At 62.3% G+C, this 16,259-nt stretch carries 17 protein-coding genes; 3 read left to right on the top strand and 14 right to left on the bottom strand.

The genetic code is table 11. From position 1 onward, the window contains the following. Nucleotides 1-130: 130 nt before the first annotated feature. The 7 genes from ACE3PP_RS20615 to ACE3PP_RS20585 all read right to left on the bottom strand — a co-directional run bounded on the left by ACE3PP_RS20615 (nt 131) and on the right by ACE3PP_RS20585 (nt 8,539). Nucleotides 131-2,224, bottom strand: coding sequence for a dipeptide ABC transporter ATP-binding protein (locus ACE3PP_RS20615; protein WP_374385180.1), 2,094 nt, complete (start codon nt 2,222-2,224; stop codon nt 131-133). 68 nt (nt 2,225-2,292) lie between these two features. Then, nucleotides 2,293-3,141: an ABC transporter permease gene (locus tag ACE3PP_RS20610; protein WP_374385179.1), complete on the bottom strand. Its 849-nt coding sequence runs from the start codon at nt 3,139-3,141 to the stop codon at nt 2,293-2,295. A gap of 12 nt (nt 3,142-3,153) precedes the next feature. Further along, nucleotides 3,154-4,095: an ABC transporter permease gene (locus ACE3PP_RS20605; RefSeq protein ID WP_374385178.1), complete on the bottom strand. Its 942-nt coding sequence runs from the start codon at nt 4,093-4,095 to the stop codon at nt 3,154-3,156. Nucleotides 4,096-4,275: 180 nt separating this feature from the next. Further along, a complete protein-coding gene (locus tag ACE3PP_RS20600) occupies nt 4,276-5,217 on the bottom strand; it encodes an ornithine cyclodeaminase family protein (RefSeq protein ID WP_374385177.1) in 942 nt (313 codons plus the stop codon). A gap of 9 nt (nt 5,218-5,226) precedes the next feature. Further along, nucleotides 5,227-7,212: an FAD-dependent oxidoreductase gene (locus tag ACE3PP_RS20595; RefSeq protein WP_374385176.1), complete on the bottom strand. Its 1,986-nt coding sequence runs from the start codon at nt 7,210-7,212 to the stop codon at nt 5,227-5,229. Between the two features lie 88 nt (nt 7,213-7,300). Further along, nucleotides 7,301-7,795, bottom strand: a complete 495-nt coding sequence (locus ACE3PP_RS20590; protein WP_374385175.1) for a DinB family protein — start codon at nt 7,793-7,795, stop codon at nt 7,301-7,303. A gap of 6 nt (nt 7,796-7,801) precedes the next feature. Continuing rightward, entirely contained in the window at nt 7,802-8,539 is a 738-nt protein-coding gene (locus ACE3PP_RS20585) for a hypothetical protein (RefSeq protein WP_374385174.1), read from the bottom strand. Between the two features lie 153 nt (nt 8,540-8,692). On the opposite strand from ACE3PP_RS20585, the gene ACE3PP_RS20580 reads away from it, so the two are divergent. Next, nucleotides 8,693-9,103: a DUF4170 domain-containing protein gene (locus ACE3PP_RS20580; protein WP_374385173.1), complete on the top strand. Its 411-nt coding sequence runs from the start codon at nt 8,693-8,695 to the stop codon at nt 9,101-9,103. Nucleotides 9,104-9,110: 7 nt separating this feature from the next. Continuing rightward, nucleotides 9,111-9,404, top strand: coding sequence for a SemiSWEET family sugar transporter (locus tag ACE3PP_RS20575; RefSeq protein ID WP_374385172.1), 294 nt, complete (start codon nt 9,111-9,113; stop codon nt 9,402-9,404). Here ACE3PP_RS20575 and ACE3PP_RS20570 read toward each other — a convergent pair. Then, nucleotides 9,391-9,804, bottom strand: coding sequence for an SAM-dependent methyltransferase (locus ACE3PP_RS20570; protein WP_374385171.1), 414 nt, complete (start codon nt 9,802-9,804; stop codon nt 9,391-9,393). The genes ACE3PP_RS20575 and ACE3PP_RS20570 overlap by 14 nt on opposite strands. 240 nt (nt 9,805-10,044) lie before the next feature. Between ACE3PP_RS20570 and ACE3PP_RS20565 the strand changes: the two genes are divergently transcribed. After that, nucleotides 10,045-10,467: a DUF1178 family protein gene (locus tag ACE3PP_RS20565; protein ID WP_374385170.1), complete on the top strand. Its 423-nt coding sequence runs from the start codon at nt 10,045-10,047 to the stop codon at nt 10,465-10,467. Nucleotides 10,468-10,488: 21 nt separating this feature from the next. Here the strand turns inward: ACE3PP_RS20565 and ACE3PP_RS20560 are convergent, their stop codons facing one another. From ACE3PP_RS20560 to ACE3PP_RS20535, 6 genes are all read right to left on the bottom strand, one after another. Beyond that, nucleotides 10,489-10,938 carry a YcgN family cysteine cluster protein gene (locus tag ACE3PP_RS20560; RefSeq protein WP_374385169.1) on the bottom strand — a complete coding sequence of 150 codons (450 nt, stop codon included), beginning with the start codon at nt 10,936-10,938 and terminating at the stop codon, nt 10,489-10,491. Then, nucleotides 10,935-12,164 carry a polyhydroxyalkanoate depolymerase gene (locus ACE3PP_RS20555; RefSeq protein WP_374385168.1) on the bottom strand — a complete coding sequence of 410 codons (1,230 nt, stop codon included), beginning with the start codon at nt 12,162-12,164 and terminating at the stop codon, nt 10,935-10,937. The genes ACE3PP_RS20560 and ACE3PP_RS20555 overlap by 4 nt, the downstream gene beginning before the upstream one ends. A gap of 56 nt (nt 12,165-12,220) precedes the next feature. Next, nucleotides 12,221-13,315, bottom strand: a complete 1,095-nt coding sequence (locus tag ACE3PP_RS20550; RefSeq protein ID WP_374385167.1) for an ABC transporter ATP-binding protein — start codon at nt 13,313-13,315, stop codon at nt 12,221-12,223. A gap of 18 nt (nt 13,316-13,333) precedes the next feature. Continuing rightward, nucleotides 13,334-14,146 carry an ABC transporter permease gene (locus ACE3PP_RS20545; protein WP_374385166.1) on the bottom strand — a complete coding sequence of 271 codons (813 nt, stop codon included), beginning with the start codon at nt 14,144-14,146 and terminating at the stop codon, nt 13,334-13,336. A gap of 5 nt (nt 14,147-14,151) precedes the next feature. Then, nucleotides 14,152-15,063 (bottom strand): ABC transporter permease, encoded by a 912-nt coding sequence (locus ACE3PP_RS20540; RefSeq protein WP_374385165.1) that lies wholly within the window; start codon nt 15,061-15,063, stop codon nt 14,152-14,154. 71 nt (nt 15,064-15,134) lie between these two features. Further along, nucleotides 15,135-16,244, bottom strand: coding sequence for a PotD/PotF family extracellular solute-binding protein (locus tag ACE3PP_RS20535; protein ID WP_374385164.1), 1,110 nt, complete (start codon nt 16,242-16,244; stop codon nt 15,135-15,137). Between the last annotated feature and the right edge of the window lie 15 nt (nt 16,245-16,259).

Genomic DNA, 16,259 nt, shown 5'->3' with positions numbered 1-16,259 from the left:
TAGTCCGCCCGGAACATTTGTCATCCCCCGCTTCAGGCGGGGGATCCACGACCTACCATCTTTCAGTCGCGGTCGAATTCGTGGATGGCCCGCCTGCGCGGGCCATGACAGAAAGGTTGGCGTCTCGTCCCTAGAACACCACCTGCGTTGCCTTGGCCAGTTCATCCATCGGGATGTGGCAGGCGATGCGGTGGCCGCTCGCCGACACCTGTTCGGGCGGCGGGGTGTCGTCGCAGATGCTGCCGACTTTGCGCGGGCAGCGGGTGGCGAAGGGGCAGCCCTTGGGCCGGTTCTGCGGGCTCGGCACATTGCCTTCGAGGATGATGCGCGTCTGATGCACATCCGGATCGGCGATCGGCACCGCCGACATCAGGGCTTCGGTATAGGGATGATAGGGCGGCGCGTAGACGTCGGTCACCGAGCCATATTCCATGATCTTGCCGAGATACATGACGGCGACATGGTCGGCGAGATAGCGCACGACCGACAAATCATGGCTGATGAAGAGCAGCGTCGAGCCGCGCTTCCTCTGGATATCGACCAGCAGGTTGATGATCGCCGCCTGCACGGAGACGTCGAGTGCCGAGACGGGCTCGTCGGCGAGGATCAGTTCCGGCTCGCCGGCAAGGGCGCGGGCGATGGCGACGCGCTGCTTCTGGCCGCCCGAGAGCTGGCGCGACTTCCGATTGGCGAACTCAACCGGCAGGTTGACCGTGGACAACAATTCGTTGACTTGGGCGCGGGCCTCGCGGCCGCCGATCCGCTTCAGCTTGGAGATCGCGCGCTCCATGATGTAGCCGATCGAATGGCTGGGATTGAGCGTGCTTTCCGGGTTCTGGAACACCATCTGGATGGCGCGCTTGGTGTCGGCGGCGCGCTTTTCGACCGGCGTGTCGCCAATGTCGGCGCCGGCCAGCGTCACCTTGCCGCCAGTTGCCTGCTCGATGCCGGTCAGAACCTTGGCGAGCGTGGACTTGCCGCAACCGGATTCGCCGACGATAGCGAGGGTCTCGGCGCGCTCGGCCGCAAGGTCGATATTGTCGACGGCATGAACATCATAGCCAGTGCTGCCGAACATGCCGATCGCCTGGTGATAGGTCTTCTTGAGGCCGTCGAGGGTGAGGACTGCTTCGGCCCGGTCATTGGCGGCGTTGAGGTTCGGCACTTGGCCGGCGCCCGGCCGTTCGTGCTTCGGCAGCTCCTCAAGGCGCACGCATTTCACCCGGTGCAAGCCGGTCTCGCCGTGAATCAGCGTCGGCACGGCGGCACTTGTACACCGCTCGGCCACCACATGCGGACAACGCGGGGCGAAGATGCAGCCCTTGGGCCGGTTGAGGATCGGCGGCACCTGGCCCGGAATGGCCGAGAGGGGGCGCGAGCGCTTGTCGGCATTGAGGGTCGGGATGCAGTTGAGCAAACCGCGCGTGTAGGGATGGCGCGGGTCGCGGAAGACCTCGCCGATCGGGCCTTCCTCGACCAGCTCACCGGCATACATGACGCCGATGCGGTCGCAGATGCGCACGACGGTGCCCAGATTGTGGCTGATGAAGACGATGGCGCTGTTGTGCTTCTTCCGGAGTTGCGCCACGAGGTCGAGAACCGCGGCCTCGACGGTCACATCAAGGCCGGTCGTGGGCTCGTCCATCACGAGGAGCGAGGGTTCCGACATCAGCGCCATAGCGATGACGACGCGTTGCTGCTGGCCGCCCGACAATTGGTGCGGATAGCGCGTCATGATGCGCTCGGGGTCCGGCAGATTGACCTCGCGCAGCATCTGCACGGCGCGGTCATAGGCTTCCTTCTGGCCGGCATTGGAATGGATGAGCGGCACTTCCATCAGCTGCCTGCCGACCGGGATGACCGGGTTGAGGCTGCTCATCGGGTCTTGATAGACCATCGCCATGCGGCTGCCGCGAATGTCGCGGAGCTCGGCCTCGGTCATCTTGGTCATGTCGCGGCCCTCGAAGAGGATCTCGCCGCCAGTGACGCGACCGGCGCCACCCAGATACTTCATGATGGCGAAGGCGACCGTCGACTTGCCGCAGCCGGACTCGCCGACCAGCCCCAGAGCTTCGCCCTCATAGAGGGTCAGGCTGATATTGGGGACGACCTTGAGTTCGCCGGCGCGGACGAAATAGGAGATGGAGACATTGCGGAGTTCCAGGATGGGCTTCCTGGTCTCGGCCGTGGCGGCGGAGCGTTCCAATGTCGCGGCGCTGCTCATCTCACTGTCACCTTTCCTGTTGGCCCGTCCTGTTGGCCCGTCCTGTTGGCCTGGGTGCCGTCGTTCCGTCAGTCGCGCAGGCTGATCTCGCGCATACCGTCGGCGAGCAGGCTGAGGCCCACGACCAGCGACGAGATGGCGATTGCCGGGAACAGCGACATGTGCGGGAATACCGACATCATGGCATAGGTTTCCTTCACCATGCCGCCCCAATCGGGATCGGGCGGCGGCAGGCCCAGCCCCAAGAAGCCGAGGACGCCGATGGCGATGGTGGTGTAGCCCATGCGCAGGCAGGCATCGACGATGAGCGGTCCACGCGCGTTGGGCAGAATTTCGACCAGCATGATGTAGAGGGCGGATTCGCCGCGCATCTTGGCCGCCGCCACATATTCGCGTTCGCGCAGTTCCAGCGTCATGCCGCGCACGATGCGGATGATCTGCGGCGAAGAGATGAAGATGACGGCAAAGACGATGTTGGTGGCCGAGGCGCCGAGGCGCATGATGACGATGATGTAGAGGACGATGGCCGGGAAGGAGAGCAAGACATCGGCGACGCGGTTCACCAGACTGTCGACCCAGCCGCGATAATAGCCGGCCATCAACCCCAACAGGCAGCCGATCACGTAGGCGCAGAAGACGGCGAAGGGGGCGACCTTGAACACCGTGCGCGAACCCCACATGATGCGCGAGAGAATGTCGCGGCCGGAATTGTCGGTCCCCAGCCAATGTGCCACCGTCGGCGGCGACATCAGGGCTTCCATGTCATTGGCATTGGGATCATAGGGCGCGAGCCAGGGCGCCAGGATCGCCACGAAGATCCAGAACAGCACCAGGAACGCGCCCACCATGCCGACGGGCGATTCCTTCAGCAGTCGGATCCGGTTCCAGGTCAGGGCAAAGACGCCATCGTTCGACATGTCGATCCTGCCTCAGGAGAAACGAATGCGCGGGTTGAGCATCATGTAGCCGAGGTCGCCGGCAATCTGCGTGCCGACCGAGATGAGGACGGCGAAGAGGGCGCCGGCTTCGACCACGGCGACATCCTGTGCCAGGGCCGCCTCGAGCAGCATGCGGCCGAAGCCGGGATAGGCGAAGACCGCCTCGACCACGACGACCCCGGTCACGAGGTAGTTGATCTGCAGCAGGATGACGGTGAACGGCGCGATCATCGCATTGCGCAGCGCGTGCTTCAGGATCACGGCCTTGAAGCTCATCCCCTTCAGGATGGCCGTGCGGATATAGGGCCTGGTCATCACCTCGACCATCGAGGCACGCACCATGCGCACGACATAGCCGAGGTCGTAGAGCACCATCACCGAAACCGGCAGAACCAATTGCTGCCAGATCGACCATTCGGTCCCGCTTTCGAGCGGTGACGTGCCCGGCAGCCAGCCCAGCCAGATGACGAAGATGCTGGCGAGGAACACGCCGGAGGCAAATTCGGGCACGGAGGTGGTGACGATACTCGCCACCGAGATACTTCGGTCGAGGATGGAGCCTTCCCGCATGCCGGCACTGATGCCGAGGATGATGGAGAGCGGCACGATGATGGCGAAGGCGACGCCGGCGAGGAGCAGCGTATTGCCGAGACGGTCCCAGATGATGTCGTTGACGTTGGTTTTATAGAGCGTCGAATAGCCGAGGTCGCCGCTCAGCGTCTTGCCGAGCCATTCCCCATAGCGCACGACGACGGGGCGGTTGAGGCCCATTTCCTCGTTGAGGCGGTCGACCTGATCCTGGGTCGCGAAGGGACCCAATACCTTGCGCGCCACCTGGCCGGGCGTGAATTCGAACGCCGCGAAGACCAGCGCCGACACCACGAGCATCGTGAAGGCAAGCAAAGCTATTCGCTTGGACAGAAATGCCAGCATTGTCCCCCTCAGCCATCCCTGGAGCCACTCCGGTCAAAAACGCCGGTCCGGTTCATGCCGGGTGCAAGTGGCTCAATAGCGCTCACTAAAGCACATTCTCGTGCTCTTGCCAGTCACCTTTATCTAATAACAGCATAACAGGCCTGCAATGCCGGAATAGACGAAAAGCGGCCAAAACCTTCAATTTGCGTCACGGTGCCGTTCGTAAAGGTACTGTGCCACGGCCAAATCCTCATGGCCGCCGCCACCGGATTTGAACCAGGTGATCTCCGCATCGTTGCCGCGCCCAGGTCGTTCGCCGCGGTTTAGCTGGAACATATCGATAAGTTCATTTTCCTCGATAAGGCCCGCTGCGAGCGGTGCGCAGACATCGCCCGCGACCCCGACGGTGGTGAGGCGCGCATCGACATAATGGCGTGCCGCACGGCGGAACGCTTCATCATCGGCCTCGCGCATCTCCGGCAGATAGCCGCCGACCAGATCGAGATGGGCGCCGGGCTTGAGCCAGGCACCCTCGATGATCGGCACCGTGGCGCGTGTCGCCGTGGAAACGATATCGGCACCGCGGCAGGCGCCGGCAAGGTCATGCGTGATCTCGACCGGCAGGCCAAGAGCCTGCAACGGCGCCGGGTCGATCGCATCGGGACGGCGGTTCCACCAGAGGACGCGCCGGATGGGCCTGACGGCGCAATGCGCGGCGATAAGATGCGGCGCCAGCGCGCCACCGCCACAGACGAGCAGCGTGCTGGAATCGGCACGACTCAACAGGTGCGATGCCATCGCCGAATTGGCGGCCGTCTTGACGAGTGTCAGGGCGGCGCCATCGAGTGTCGCAATGGCGGCGCCGGTCTTGCCTTCAAACAGGGCATAGAGGCCCTGGACGGCAGGCAGGTCGCGGCGGGGATTTTCCGGAAAGACGCTCACCAGCTTGATGCCGAAATAGCTGCCGAAACTCCAGGCCGGCAGCAACAGCCAGTCATTCTGCGCGTCGGCAGCGGTGGGCTGGCTCAATAGCATGCGGTCGATGCGATCGACGCCCTGGCGGTTCATGCGGCACAGCGTGTCGACGAGGCCGGGATAGCTGGTCAGCCCGTGAATCTGGTCGGCGTCGAGATGCAGCATGTGCGGGTCCTAAAGCGTGAGGCCGAGGCGGCGGCCCTCGAAGATGGCGGCGGCTGCCTGTCGCGGCGCCAGGCAATCGCCGATCGCGTGATAGGGCGTGCCGGCTGCCTGCATGTCATCCTGCAAGGCGGCATCGGCGACATTGGTCATGGCGAGGACGAGGGAATCGAAGGGCGCGCGCTGCTCCTCCCCCGTCGAGAGATCGCGGATGGTGGCGGCATCGCCGTGCCATTCGATGAGCGCGGAATCGGTGATGAAGGTGACGCCGAGGCGCTTCAGGCGCGAGCGCATCGGGAAATCGGCGGCGGTGCGCGCGAGATCGCGCCCGACATAGGCGTCGCCGGTCAGCAATGTCACCTGATGTTCCTTCTCGGCCAGATGCCAAGCGGTGCCGGGGCCGCGCCAATTGCCGGCATCGTCGAGCAGCAGCACGCGCTTGCCGAGCCGTGCTTCGCGGCGCATCACATCCTCGACCGACCAGACGTTCGGCCGGTCGATGCCGGGCAGGCTGTCGCGATGCGCCAGCACGCGCTGCCAGCCGGTCATGCCGGGCTGCGAGCCGGTCGCGAGCACGATTTCGTCCGCGCCGATCGCGTCGATATCGGCCTTTTCGAGATAGGTGTTGGTCCGGATTTCGACCTGCAGCTTGGTAAGCTGGCCTTCATACCAGGCGATGAGGTCGGTGATCTGGCCGCGGCGCGGCTGCAAGCCGGCCAAGCGGAACTGACCGCCAAGCTCGCCCGTCGCCTCGGCGAGAATCACATGATGGCCGCGTTCGGCGGCGACGCGGGCCGCTTCGAGACCGGCGGGACCACCGCCGACGACCAGCACCTTCTTCGGCTTGGTTGCCGGGGTGAAGGTGTCGCCGCCCCACTCGAACTCGCGGCCCGACGAGGGATTGATGAGGCACGAGATCCAATAGTCGCGCGAGCGCCGGCCCCAGCACATCTGGTTGCACGAGATGCAGCCGCGTACATCCTCAGGCCGGCCGGCCTTGGCCTTGTTGGCCAAATGCGGATCGGCGATCTGGCCGCGCACGATGCTGACTGTATCCGCCTGGCCGGAGGCGATGACGTAATCGGCATTCTCCGGCGTGCGGATATGGCTTTCCGCCTGGACGCGGATATGTTTCAGGGCCGCCTTCATCGCCTCGGCGAAGGGGGCGCCCATCTTGTCCTCATAGACGAAGGGCGGGATGATCTTGGTGAAGTCGAAATAGCTGCCGGTGCCGAGCGTCGTGTAGTCGTAGAGGCCGAGTTTCTCGTGCCACTGGGCGATCTCGATCTGTTGCTCGATGGTGAGGGCGGCGGGGCTGCCGGGATCGAGGCTGATCGCCATGCCGATGATGAAATCCTCGCCCACTTTGCGCCGCATCGCGGCGAGAAGATCGTGCGAAAATTTCATGCGCTTTTCGAACGTTCCGCCGTAGGAATCGTCGCGCCGGTTGGCGAGTGGCGACCAGAATTGCTCGATGATGGCGTTATAGGCGGCCATCATCTCGACACCGTCATAGCCGGCGGCCTTGGCGCGCACGGCTGCTGCCACGAAGGCGTCGATGGTGCTCTCGATCTCGCCCACCGTCATGCGGTGGCTGCCATCGGTATCGTGCATCGAGGCCTGGCCGGAAGGCGAATGGCTCGCCTCGAAGGAATTGTCCCAGTCGCCGTGGGCGCCGACATGGTACATCTGCTGAATCATGACGGTGCCGTGCTCGTGGCAGGCATCGGTGATGCGGCGGAAGTGCGGAATGACGGCATCGTCGCCCCAGCGGAAATTGCCGCGCGTCAGCACCGCCTGGGCGTTCACCGGCACGGGCTCGACGACGATCATCGCAGCGCCACCCCGGGCGCGCTCGCGGTAATAGCCGAGATGCCGTTCGCCGGGCCAGCCGCCCTCGCTCATATTCGCGGTATGTGCGCCGAAGACGATGCGGTTCTTGAGCGTCTTGTGGCGCAGGGTGAGCGGCTGGAAGAGGTGCGGGAAGGCTTGCGACATCGGCTGGCTCACCATCGGCTGGCTGGAACGACGCCGCTGAGAGTGATTGGCCGCGCGCCCCCGTGTCAACCCGCGCGGAAGGAATGGTTCAGCTCGCTTCCCTCATGCCAAGCAGCCATTGGATGCCGGCGAGATGCTGCTGGTCGTGGCTGCACAGGAAGTGGATGAGGCCGCGCACCGTCACCGGCCCGTACCCCTCGAAAGTGCCGCGCCGCGCCAGCGCCGCGGCATTGGCCCGGTCGAGGAGCGCCATGGTGCGCTCGCGCGCGGTGGCAAAGGCATCGAGGGCATTCGACGGTGTCGTGCGGTCATATTCGCGCGCCTCGACCAGCGCATAGCCGTCGATCGATTCGAGGAACGGGTTGCTTTCGGTGAGGAGGCGCTGGATGCGGAGTGTGTAGCCGTCGGCCTCGATGTCGCGCAGATGGCAGATCTGCTGCCGGATGGTGAGGCTTTCGCTGGGGATGCCCTCCCAACTGGCCGGACGCCAATCCAGGGCCGCATCCGGAATGCCGGACATGAGGTCGCGCAACGCGTCCGGGAAGCTGCGCAGCGCGTTGAGATTGTGCGGCAGCAGATCCATGACCGGTCAGTCGATGAAGGGAGATTGCGCCGGCATTTCGCCTTCCGCTTCCTTGACCGCACGGGCATAGGCCCGCGGGTTCTTGTAGGGGCCGGTCTTGACCAGATCCTTCGCCGTCGCCGGGCGGACTTCATGGGTGCGCGGCATGATCTTGAGGAAGCCGCCCTTGCGGCCGATGAGAAGAATCGGCTGGTTGGTGCGCGTGGCCAGGCGCCGGTGGCTGGCGGAATGGCGCTTCATCGCATCCCGCTCCTCCTCATCGCGTTCGAACACGTATTCGTAGGCCGCGACGAACTCATCGATGAAGTCGCGCTCCACCACCTGCATGTTGGAAATGAGCCAGCAGCGGTCGGCGAAGATCCAATAGGTGCTGAGGCCGAGGAGTTCGCCTTCTCGGTTGAAATAGGGGTAGAAAGGGAAGGCCCGGCAGGCGAGGGTGCGGTTGTCGCGCTCGCAAAAGCGGGCGCCCTTGCATTCGACCGCGACACAGCCCTTGTGCAGCTCGGCCACGATCTTCTTCGAGGTGAAGTCATAGGGTTTGAAGCGGCGCCACAGATCGGTGCGGCTCTTCAAGAGCTCGAATTCCGGCTTGTCGACCACGGGAATGGCGTGGTTGGTGTCGCAGCAGACCGGCTGGCCGTTATTGAGCGGCGAACAGAAGCGGCCGCAATCGAAGCGGGACACGTTCGCCTGGAAACGGTCATAGACCTTCTTGAAATCGGTCGGTCGCATATCCCCGGTCATGTCGCCCTGCTTTCGAGAATCGAGTCGCTAACGTCGTGTTCACCATGATTTATGCTTTGCCGCCGACTCGAAATCCAGTTAAGAATGAGCAAGTTAGGGCCGATCTTGCAGCGGCTCCGGACCCTTTCTGCGAGCGAGGAAAACGAAGCCATCATGACGCGTTTCTGGGTGATCGGCGGAGCCTATGCCGACACGAATTTCGACCGCATACAAGGCGGCGGCAAGGAAGAGCGGATCGGCCCTTTTTCCAGCTACGAGGAAGCGAAGGCCGCGTGGCAAAAGCGCGCCTGGGAGACGGTCGACCAAGCCAATGCCCGCTACCGGATCGAGGAAGAGGGCGGAGAAATCTGTTTCTGGGTGGTCGGCGGCCCCTATTGTGACACGACCTTCAGCGAACCGGCGCCGGGCGGCGGCGAGCAATGGTTCGGCCCCTTTGATACCTACGACGAAGCCAAGACCGCATGGTCGCGCCATGCCTGGTCGACCGTCGACGACGCCATGTGCCGCTACCGCATCGAAAAGCTGGTGAAGGGCGAACATCCCAAATCCGGCAAGTCGCACTGACCGGCCCATGGGTAGTCCCGGCGACTTCTGGGTCGAGACGATCGGCATCATAGCCGCCTGTCTGACGACCCTGAGCTTCCTGCCGCAGGCCCTGCGCATCTGGCGCCTCGGCTCGGCGCGTGACGTCTCGCTCACCATGTATCTGATGATGTTCGTCGGCCAGGTCATGTGGCTGACTTATGGGGCTGTCATCGGCTCCGCCTCGCTCATCTTCTCCAATGTGAGCGCGCTTGTCCTGGTGGGCTCGGTGCTGCTGCTGAAACTGCGCGACGTCCGCGTTGCCGCTGTCAAAGCCGACTGACGGCAGCGAGTTTTTGCACCACGGCCGGCCTCGGCTGGCCAACCTCACCGCAGAAATAGCCATATACCGTGAGCCCTGCCGTTTCGGCCAAGGCCAGCAATTCCCCGGGGCGCAGCAGAAAATCGGGATTGCTCGGCCGGCCGAAGCGCTCGTTGCCGAGCCCGAAGGTTTCGTAGATCAGCGTCCCTCCTGGCACCAAACTCTCAATGAGGCGCGGAAAGAGCGGACGGTGGAGATAGTTCGTGACCACGATTCCGGCAAATCGGCGCCCAGGAAGCGGCCAGGGTGAGCCGTCTTCCAGATCGGCGGGACAAATCTCGACCTTGCCGCGCCACTCCCTCTGCTTGAGCGCCGTCACATCGCGATCCAGGGCGACAACGGGATGTCCGGAGCCAGCCAAGAAATGGGTATGCCGTCCGCCCCCGGCCGCGAGATCCAGGACCAGTCCGCCCGGCGCAATTAGAGGGGCGTGTGCTACGACCCAGGGTGAGGGAGGTGAGGAATCCGTCAAATCACACGCTTTTGTCAAAGAGGCGTCATGGGAAGACGCTGGAAGCTGGCATTTTCACCGATGGCCCCTATATTCTTAACTCAATTCGGCGATCCTCGAAGGATCGTTATCGTGGTGAGCAGCTCGGGAATGATCGTTTTTCAGCTCAATTGTGGCAAGGGCCACAACTTCGACATTTGGTTCAAGGACGGCGCCAGCGCCGACCGCCAATTGGCGCGTGGCTTGGTGGAATGTCCCGATTGCGGTGACCGAAAGGTGGCGAAGGCCCTGATGGCACCTCGGATTTCCTCAAAATCGGAAAAGAGTCCGGCTGCGAGCATGACGGTCATGGCCAAGCAGATGCGTGAGCAGTTGGTCGAGGTGCGGCGCCAGATCGAGGCCAATTGCGATTACGTTGGCGACAAGTTTGCCGAGGAAGCGCGGAAGATCCATTACGGCGAGACGGATGCCCGCGGCATATTCGGCGAGGCGAGCGAAGAACAGCATAAGGAATTGAGCGAAGAGGGGATCGAGGTTGCGCGCGTTCCCTGGCTGCCGCGCGACGACGCCTGAGCCCTGACGAAAGCCGATCTGTCAGGAAATCCAATCGACGATGTGTTCTTCCGGCTCTCCGGCCTTCGTTTCCGAGATAGCTTTCTTGCGCACCGAGATACCCGCCTGATGAACCGTGCGGGGATCGCCTGAGATCAGCGGATGCCACCAAGGCAGATCCGCTCCGCGATGTACCAGCTTGTAGGCGCACGTTTCCGGCAGCCAGTCGATGCGGCCGATATTACGTGGGCCAAGCTGAACGCAGTCGGGCACGATCTGCTTGCGGTTCTTATAGTCCTTGCACTGGCAGGAGCGAAGGTCGAGTTGCTTGCAGGCGACGTTGGTGAAGATCACCTGGTTGGTGTCGGCGTCGCGCAGCTTGACCAAGCAACACTTGCCGCAGCCATCGCACAGGCTTTCCCATTGCGACGGCGTCATCTTGGATAGGGGCGTCGTTTTCCAGAAGGGCTGCTTGTTGGCAGCCTTCGTCACGAAACCTTGTTCCCGCGAATGAAGTCGGCAATGGCCGGGCTGATGCGCTCACGCCAGGAACGGCCGCTGAAGAGGCCGTAGTGCCCAACCTTGGCCTCGGTCACTTCGCGGCGCAGCTTGTCCGGAATGCTGGAGCAAAGAGCTTGCGCCGCGTGGCATTGGCCCGCGCCGGTAATATCGTCGCGACCGCCTTCGACAGTCATCAGGCCGACATTGCGGATCGCCTTCGGATTGACCAACTGGCCGCGATGCTTGAGGCGCCCCTTCATCAGCGCATGTTCCTGGAACACGATGCTGACGGTGTCGAGGTAGAATTGCGCATCGAGATCCATGACGGCCAGATATTCCTCGTAGAAGCGGCGATGCGCGCGCGCGAACTGGTCGTCGCCCTTGGCGTGAGCCCAGAGGAAATCGAGATGCGCCTTCAGGTGCCGATCCGGATTGAGCGACATGAAGCCGGTAAGCTGCAGCAGGCCCGGGTAGACGCGGCGACCACTGCCGGGGTGCATCGGGGGCACATTGTGAACGGCAGCCGCCTCGAAGGTCGAGATCGAATGCGATTGTGCAAGGCGGGTCACTTCTGTCGTGCCGACGCGCGTATCGACCGGGCCGCCCATGATGATGAGATTGCGCGGCGTTACCGGGTCCTTGGCCTCGGCGAGCAGCGATGTCGCGACGATCGATGCCGGCGCTGGCTGGCAGATTGCCAACACGTTGGCCCCCGGGCCGATATGGCGGAGGCAGCGATGCAGCACATCGACATAATCGTCGAAGCCGAACCGGCCTTCGCTCAACGGCACTTCACGCGCATCCTGCCAATCGGTCACGTAGACGTCGTGGGAGGAGAGCAGGGTTTCGATCGTATCGCGCACGAGAGTCGCGAAATGACCCGAAAGCGGGGCGACGAGGAGGATCTTCGGATCATTGCGCGGCTTGGTCAGCACGCGTTCAAACTGGATCAGGCGGCAGAAGGCTTCGCCGTGGATGATCTTCTCCCGCACCTCGACCTTTTCGCCATCGACGGTCACGGCATTAATGCCGAACTCCGGCCGGCCGTGGCGTCGCGTCGCGCGCCCCAGGATTTCGCAAGCTGCCGCACCTGCCCGAAGCAAGGTGGTTTCAGACAGCGGATTATGGGGATGCGCCAGAAGATTGCGCCATGTGTCGGCCGCAATCCGGAAGGGTGTCAGCGCAAGGTATTGGGCCTCGATGGCATGGTAAAGCATATTACTTCTTTACGGTGCGGTGCGACATAAAGCAACCATAAGCCGGAAAAGATGTCTTAACTGTGAAGAAGCACACCAGCCTCGACCGGCCATGTTAACCATAAAGATGAGCCGCTGCCAAAGGTTTCGGGGCCAATCGCGGTCGTTCGGTTTTGAAGCGAGACCGAAATCGGCGGAGTTCCCTCGCGCCACTCAGCCAGAAGAAGGCTTCTGTCGCCGAGGTAGGAGCCAGCAAGGGGGCGCGCCTTGATTGCATTCTGCATACCGGAAGGGGACGCAGTGGCCACGTCTATCTTCTCGGGCCGGACGGCCACGATGGCCGCCTGACCGGGGGCCGCGCCTTCGGTCGCTGAGACCCGGACATGCTGGCCGGGGGCGATCTCGATGGCGGCAGTACCGCCGGCGATGCTGCTGATCCGGCCTTCGAAGAAGTTCATGTTGCCGATGAAGCCCGCGACCTCGCGGCAATTGGGCCGCTCGTAGAGCGCCGTCGCGGTATCGATCTGCAGCACCTTGCCCCGCGCCATGACGGCAATACGGTCGGAGAGCGACAAGGCCTCCTCCTGGTCGTGGGTCACGAAGATGAAGGTGATGCCGAGCGATTTCTGCAACTGCCGCAACTCGATCTGCATTTCCTCGCGCAACTTCTTATCGAGTGCGCCAAGCGGCTCGTCGAGGAGCAGGACCTTTGGTTCGCAGACGATGGCGCGTGCCAGGGCCACGCGCTGGCGCTGACCGCCGGACAGTTGATTGGCACGCCGCCCGCCGAGGCCGGTCAGGCGCACCATCTCAAGCGCCTGATCGACCTTCTTCGCGATGCTGGTCTTGTCGAGACCGCGATTGATGAGCCCGTAGGCGATGTTCTCGGCGATGTCGAGATGCGGGAAGATCGCGTAACTTTGAAACACCATGTTGGTGGGGCGAAGATTGGGTGGGCGAACACCCATCGGCTCGCCATCGATGAGGATATCGCCTTCCGTCTGCCGCTCGAAACCGCCGATCATGCGCAGCAAGGTGGTCTTGCCGCAGCCGGATGGCCCCAGCAGCGAAAAGAACTCGCCTGGCGCGATGTCGAAGGTTGCGGCATCGACGGCGGCAAAGGTGCCGAACCGTTTGCTTACCGAGCGCAGGGAAATCATCGGTTGGGTCATCGAAACGGCCTTGGTCCTTCAGATAACAGATGAATCGCTGCCCGAAACGCCGCGCCGCCGCAGCCATTCGGCAAAGACGACGAGAACGATGGACACCATCAAGATAAGCGAGCCCAGCGCGAGAACGTCCGGGATTTTGGACGGGAAGCGCAGGCTGCTGAAGATGAAGACGGGCAGGGTGGATTGACTGCCGGCCAAGAAGAAGGCCAGCAAATATTCGTCGAATGAGGTGATGAAGCACAGCAACAAGCTGGAAACGATGCCGGGCATGACCAGGGGCAATGTCACGCGCCGGAAGCTGCGCCAGGCGCTGTCGCCAAGATCGCGTGATGCTTCTTCAAGGCTGCGGTCGAAGCCCTCCATGCGCGCCATCAGGACCAGCATGGCAAGCGGCACGGTAATGAGAATGTGCGAGGCGCCGACCGTCCAGAGCGACAGGTCGAGATCGAGGCCGCGCCGCAGGATGACCAGGGTGGAAACGCCGATCACCATATAAGGGATGACCAGCGGCAGCATGATCAGGGCGTAGATGGAGCGGCGGAACGGCAAACGATAGCGCGTCATCGCGCGGGCGGCGAGGAGGCCGAGGAATGTGCTGAGGAAGGCGACACCGATGCCGACCTTGACGCTGGCCCAGAGCGCATCTTGCAACGCCGAGTTGGCAGCGAGGTTCTGATACCATTTCAAGGTGAAGCCCTTGAAGGGAAGGGTCACGTAGATATTGTCGTTGAATGAGAAGAGCGGCAGCAGCAGAACCGGGACATAGAGGAAGGCGAGGTAGCAGACTGCGAACAGCGATAACAGATTGAGATGCTTGCGGATCGTTTCCATGATGGTCAAAGGTCCGCGGCCTTCAGGCGTTTGCGCCCGATGACGGCAAGAAAAGCGCAGACCGCGAGAGTGATGGCCAGCATCATGACGCAGGATAGGGCCGCCCCCAGGGGCGCGTTGTTCGCCTTGCCGAATTGGGTGACGATCGAATTGCCGATCATGATGCCGGACGTGCCGCCGACAAGTGTCGGCGTGATGTAATCGCCCACCGTCGGGATGAAGACGAGCAATGTCGCGGCGATCGTCCCCGGCAGCGACAGCGGGAAGGTGATGCGCCAGAATCGTTTCCATCTGGTATCGCCAAGATCCTGCGCCGCTTCCAGATAGGATCGGTCGATCTTTTCGAGGCTCACATAAATGGGCAGGACGGCATAGGCTGCCCAAGCATGGGCTAGTGTAATCGTGACGGCCACCGGGTTGTAGAGCAGGAATTCCAGCGGCTTGTCGATGATTCCAACGACCTTAAGACCGGAATTGATGACACCGTTGAATCCGAGGATGACCTTCCAGGCAAAGATGCGCAGCAGGTAGCTGGTCCAGAAGGGGACGGTCAGAAGAATGATCCAAACCAGCTTCGATTTCTCGATGCGGAAGGCCATGAAATAGGCCATCGGGTAGGCAAGCAGGACCACGGCGACGGTCGCCGAAAAAGACATCCACAATGATTTGGCGACGAGAATGCGATAGAGCTTACCTTCCTCTGTAAAGAGGATCCGGTAATTGTCGAGGTTCCAATCGGCGTTGATGTCGAATCCGGTCTGTGTCCAGAAACTGACGACGATGATGCCGATGAGCGGCACCACCATCATGCCGAGGACGATCAGCAAGGTGGGCAAAATCAGCCAAAGGCCATCCAGCCATTCCGGCTTGGCTGTGGCAAGATCGTGTCGCGTGCTGGTAGCGGCCTGCGCGGTCATTAGTTTTTCACTCGGAAGAAAGAAGGCGGCGGCTGGCCTATGCGACCAGCCGCCGCTATCCGAATCGCTGATTAGGCGCCGGCCTTTACTTCTTCAAACAGCTTCTGCACCCGCTCGGTATCGTTGATCGGCTGCTGGATGATGCCCTTTGAGAAGAAGACGGTCGGATCTCTCGGCAGGCCGCGATCGGCCAAGGTCTTGTCGTCAACCAGATCGAACGTCTTCTTGTTCGAATGGCCATAACCCATTGCTTCGATCAGCCATTTACCGCCTTCCGGTGCCGTCATGGCATCGATGAGGTCATAGGCCTTGTCGACATGCGGCGCGTCCTTGGTGAGGACAAGGCCGCAGCAATAGCTCATGATGCCTTCCTTGGGATTGGCGAACTTGATGTTGACGCCCTGGCCGGAGAGAGCGACGACGGAGCTGTTCCAGCCCGTCGAGGCGATGAGTTCGCCGGATGCCAGCGCCTGCTCCACTGCGGAATTGCTATCCCAGTAGAATCGAATGAGTGGCTTCTGCTTGACCAGCAGTTCCTTGGCCTTGGCCAATTCTTCGTCGGTCATATTGAACGGATCTTTGGCGCCGGCGACGATGCCGGCAATCGAAACGGCTTCGGTCGCATCTGCGGACATCGAAATCTGGCCGGCATAGCGCTCATCCCACAGCATGGACCAGGATTCTTCCTTCACATCGAAGAGGTCCGGCCGATAGAGGATCGAGGTATTGCCCCAATCCACCGGGATAAAGAATTGTTCGCCATTGTCGCCCTGGGCATAGGGCAGCTTGGTAAGGCCGGGGAAGAGGTCGGCAAAATTCTTGAGACGGCTGGTGTCGATCGGCTGCAGGACATCGGCCTCGCGCCAGCGCTTCAGGTCGAGGTTGCAGGGATGCACGATATCGACCTTGAAGCCGCTCCGCACCTTGGTCAGCGCTTCCTCAACATCGCCGAAGACGGGACCTTCGGGCTCGGCATTGTACTTGGCCGTATAGCCCGGATGGAAACCGGGATCGTTATAGCCTTCCCAAGTGAAATAGATGACTTCTCCGTCGGTGGCCTTGGCGCGACCGACCGGCAGCATGGTCATGGTCAGGCCGGCCGCCGCCAACACCTGAAGAATGTCGCGCCGCGACATGCGGCCCGATTTGAGCGCGTTCTGAAAATCCCGAGCTTCCGTCACGTCTTCCTCCTGTCC

It is taken from the genome of Dongia sp., from assembly GCF_041910485.1.
GTDB lineage: Bacteria > Pseudomonadota > Alphaproteobacteria > Dongiales > Dongiaceae > Dongia.
Note: the sequence above shows the minus strand (reverse complement) of the source record. Positions and strands in the feature narration are given on the sequence as shown.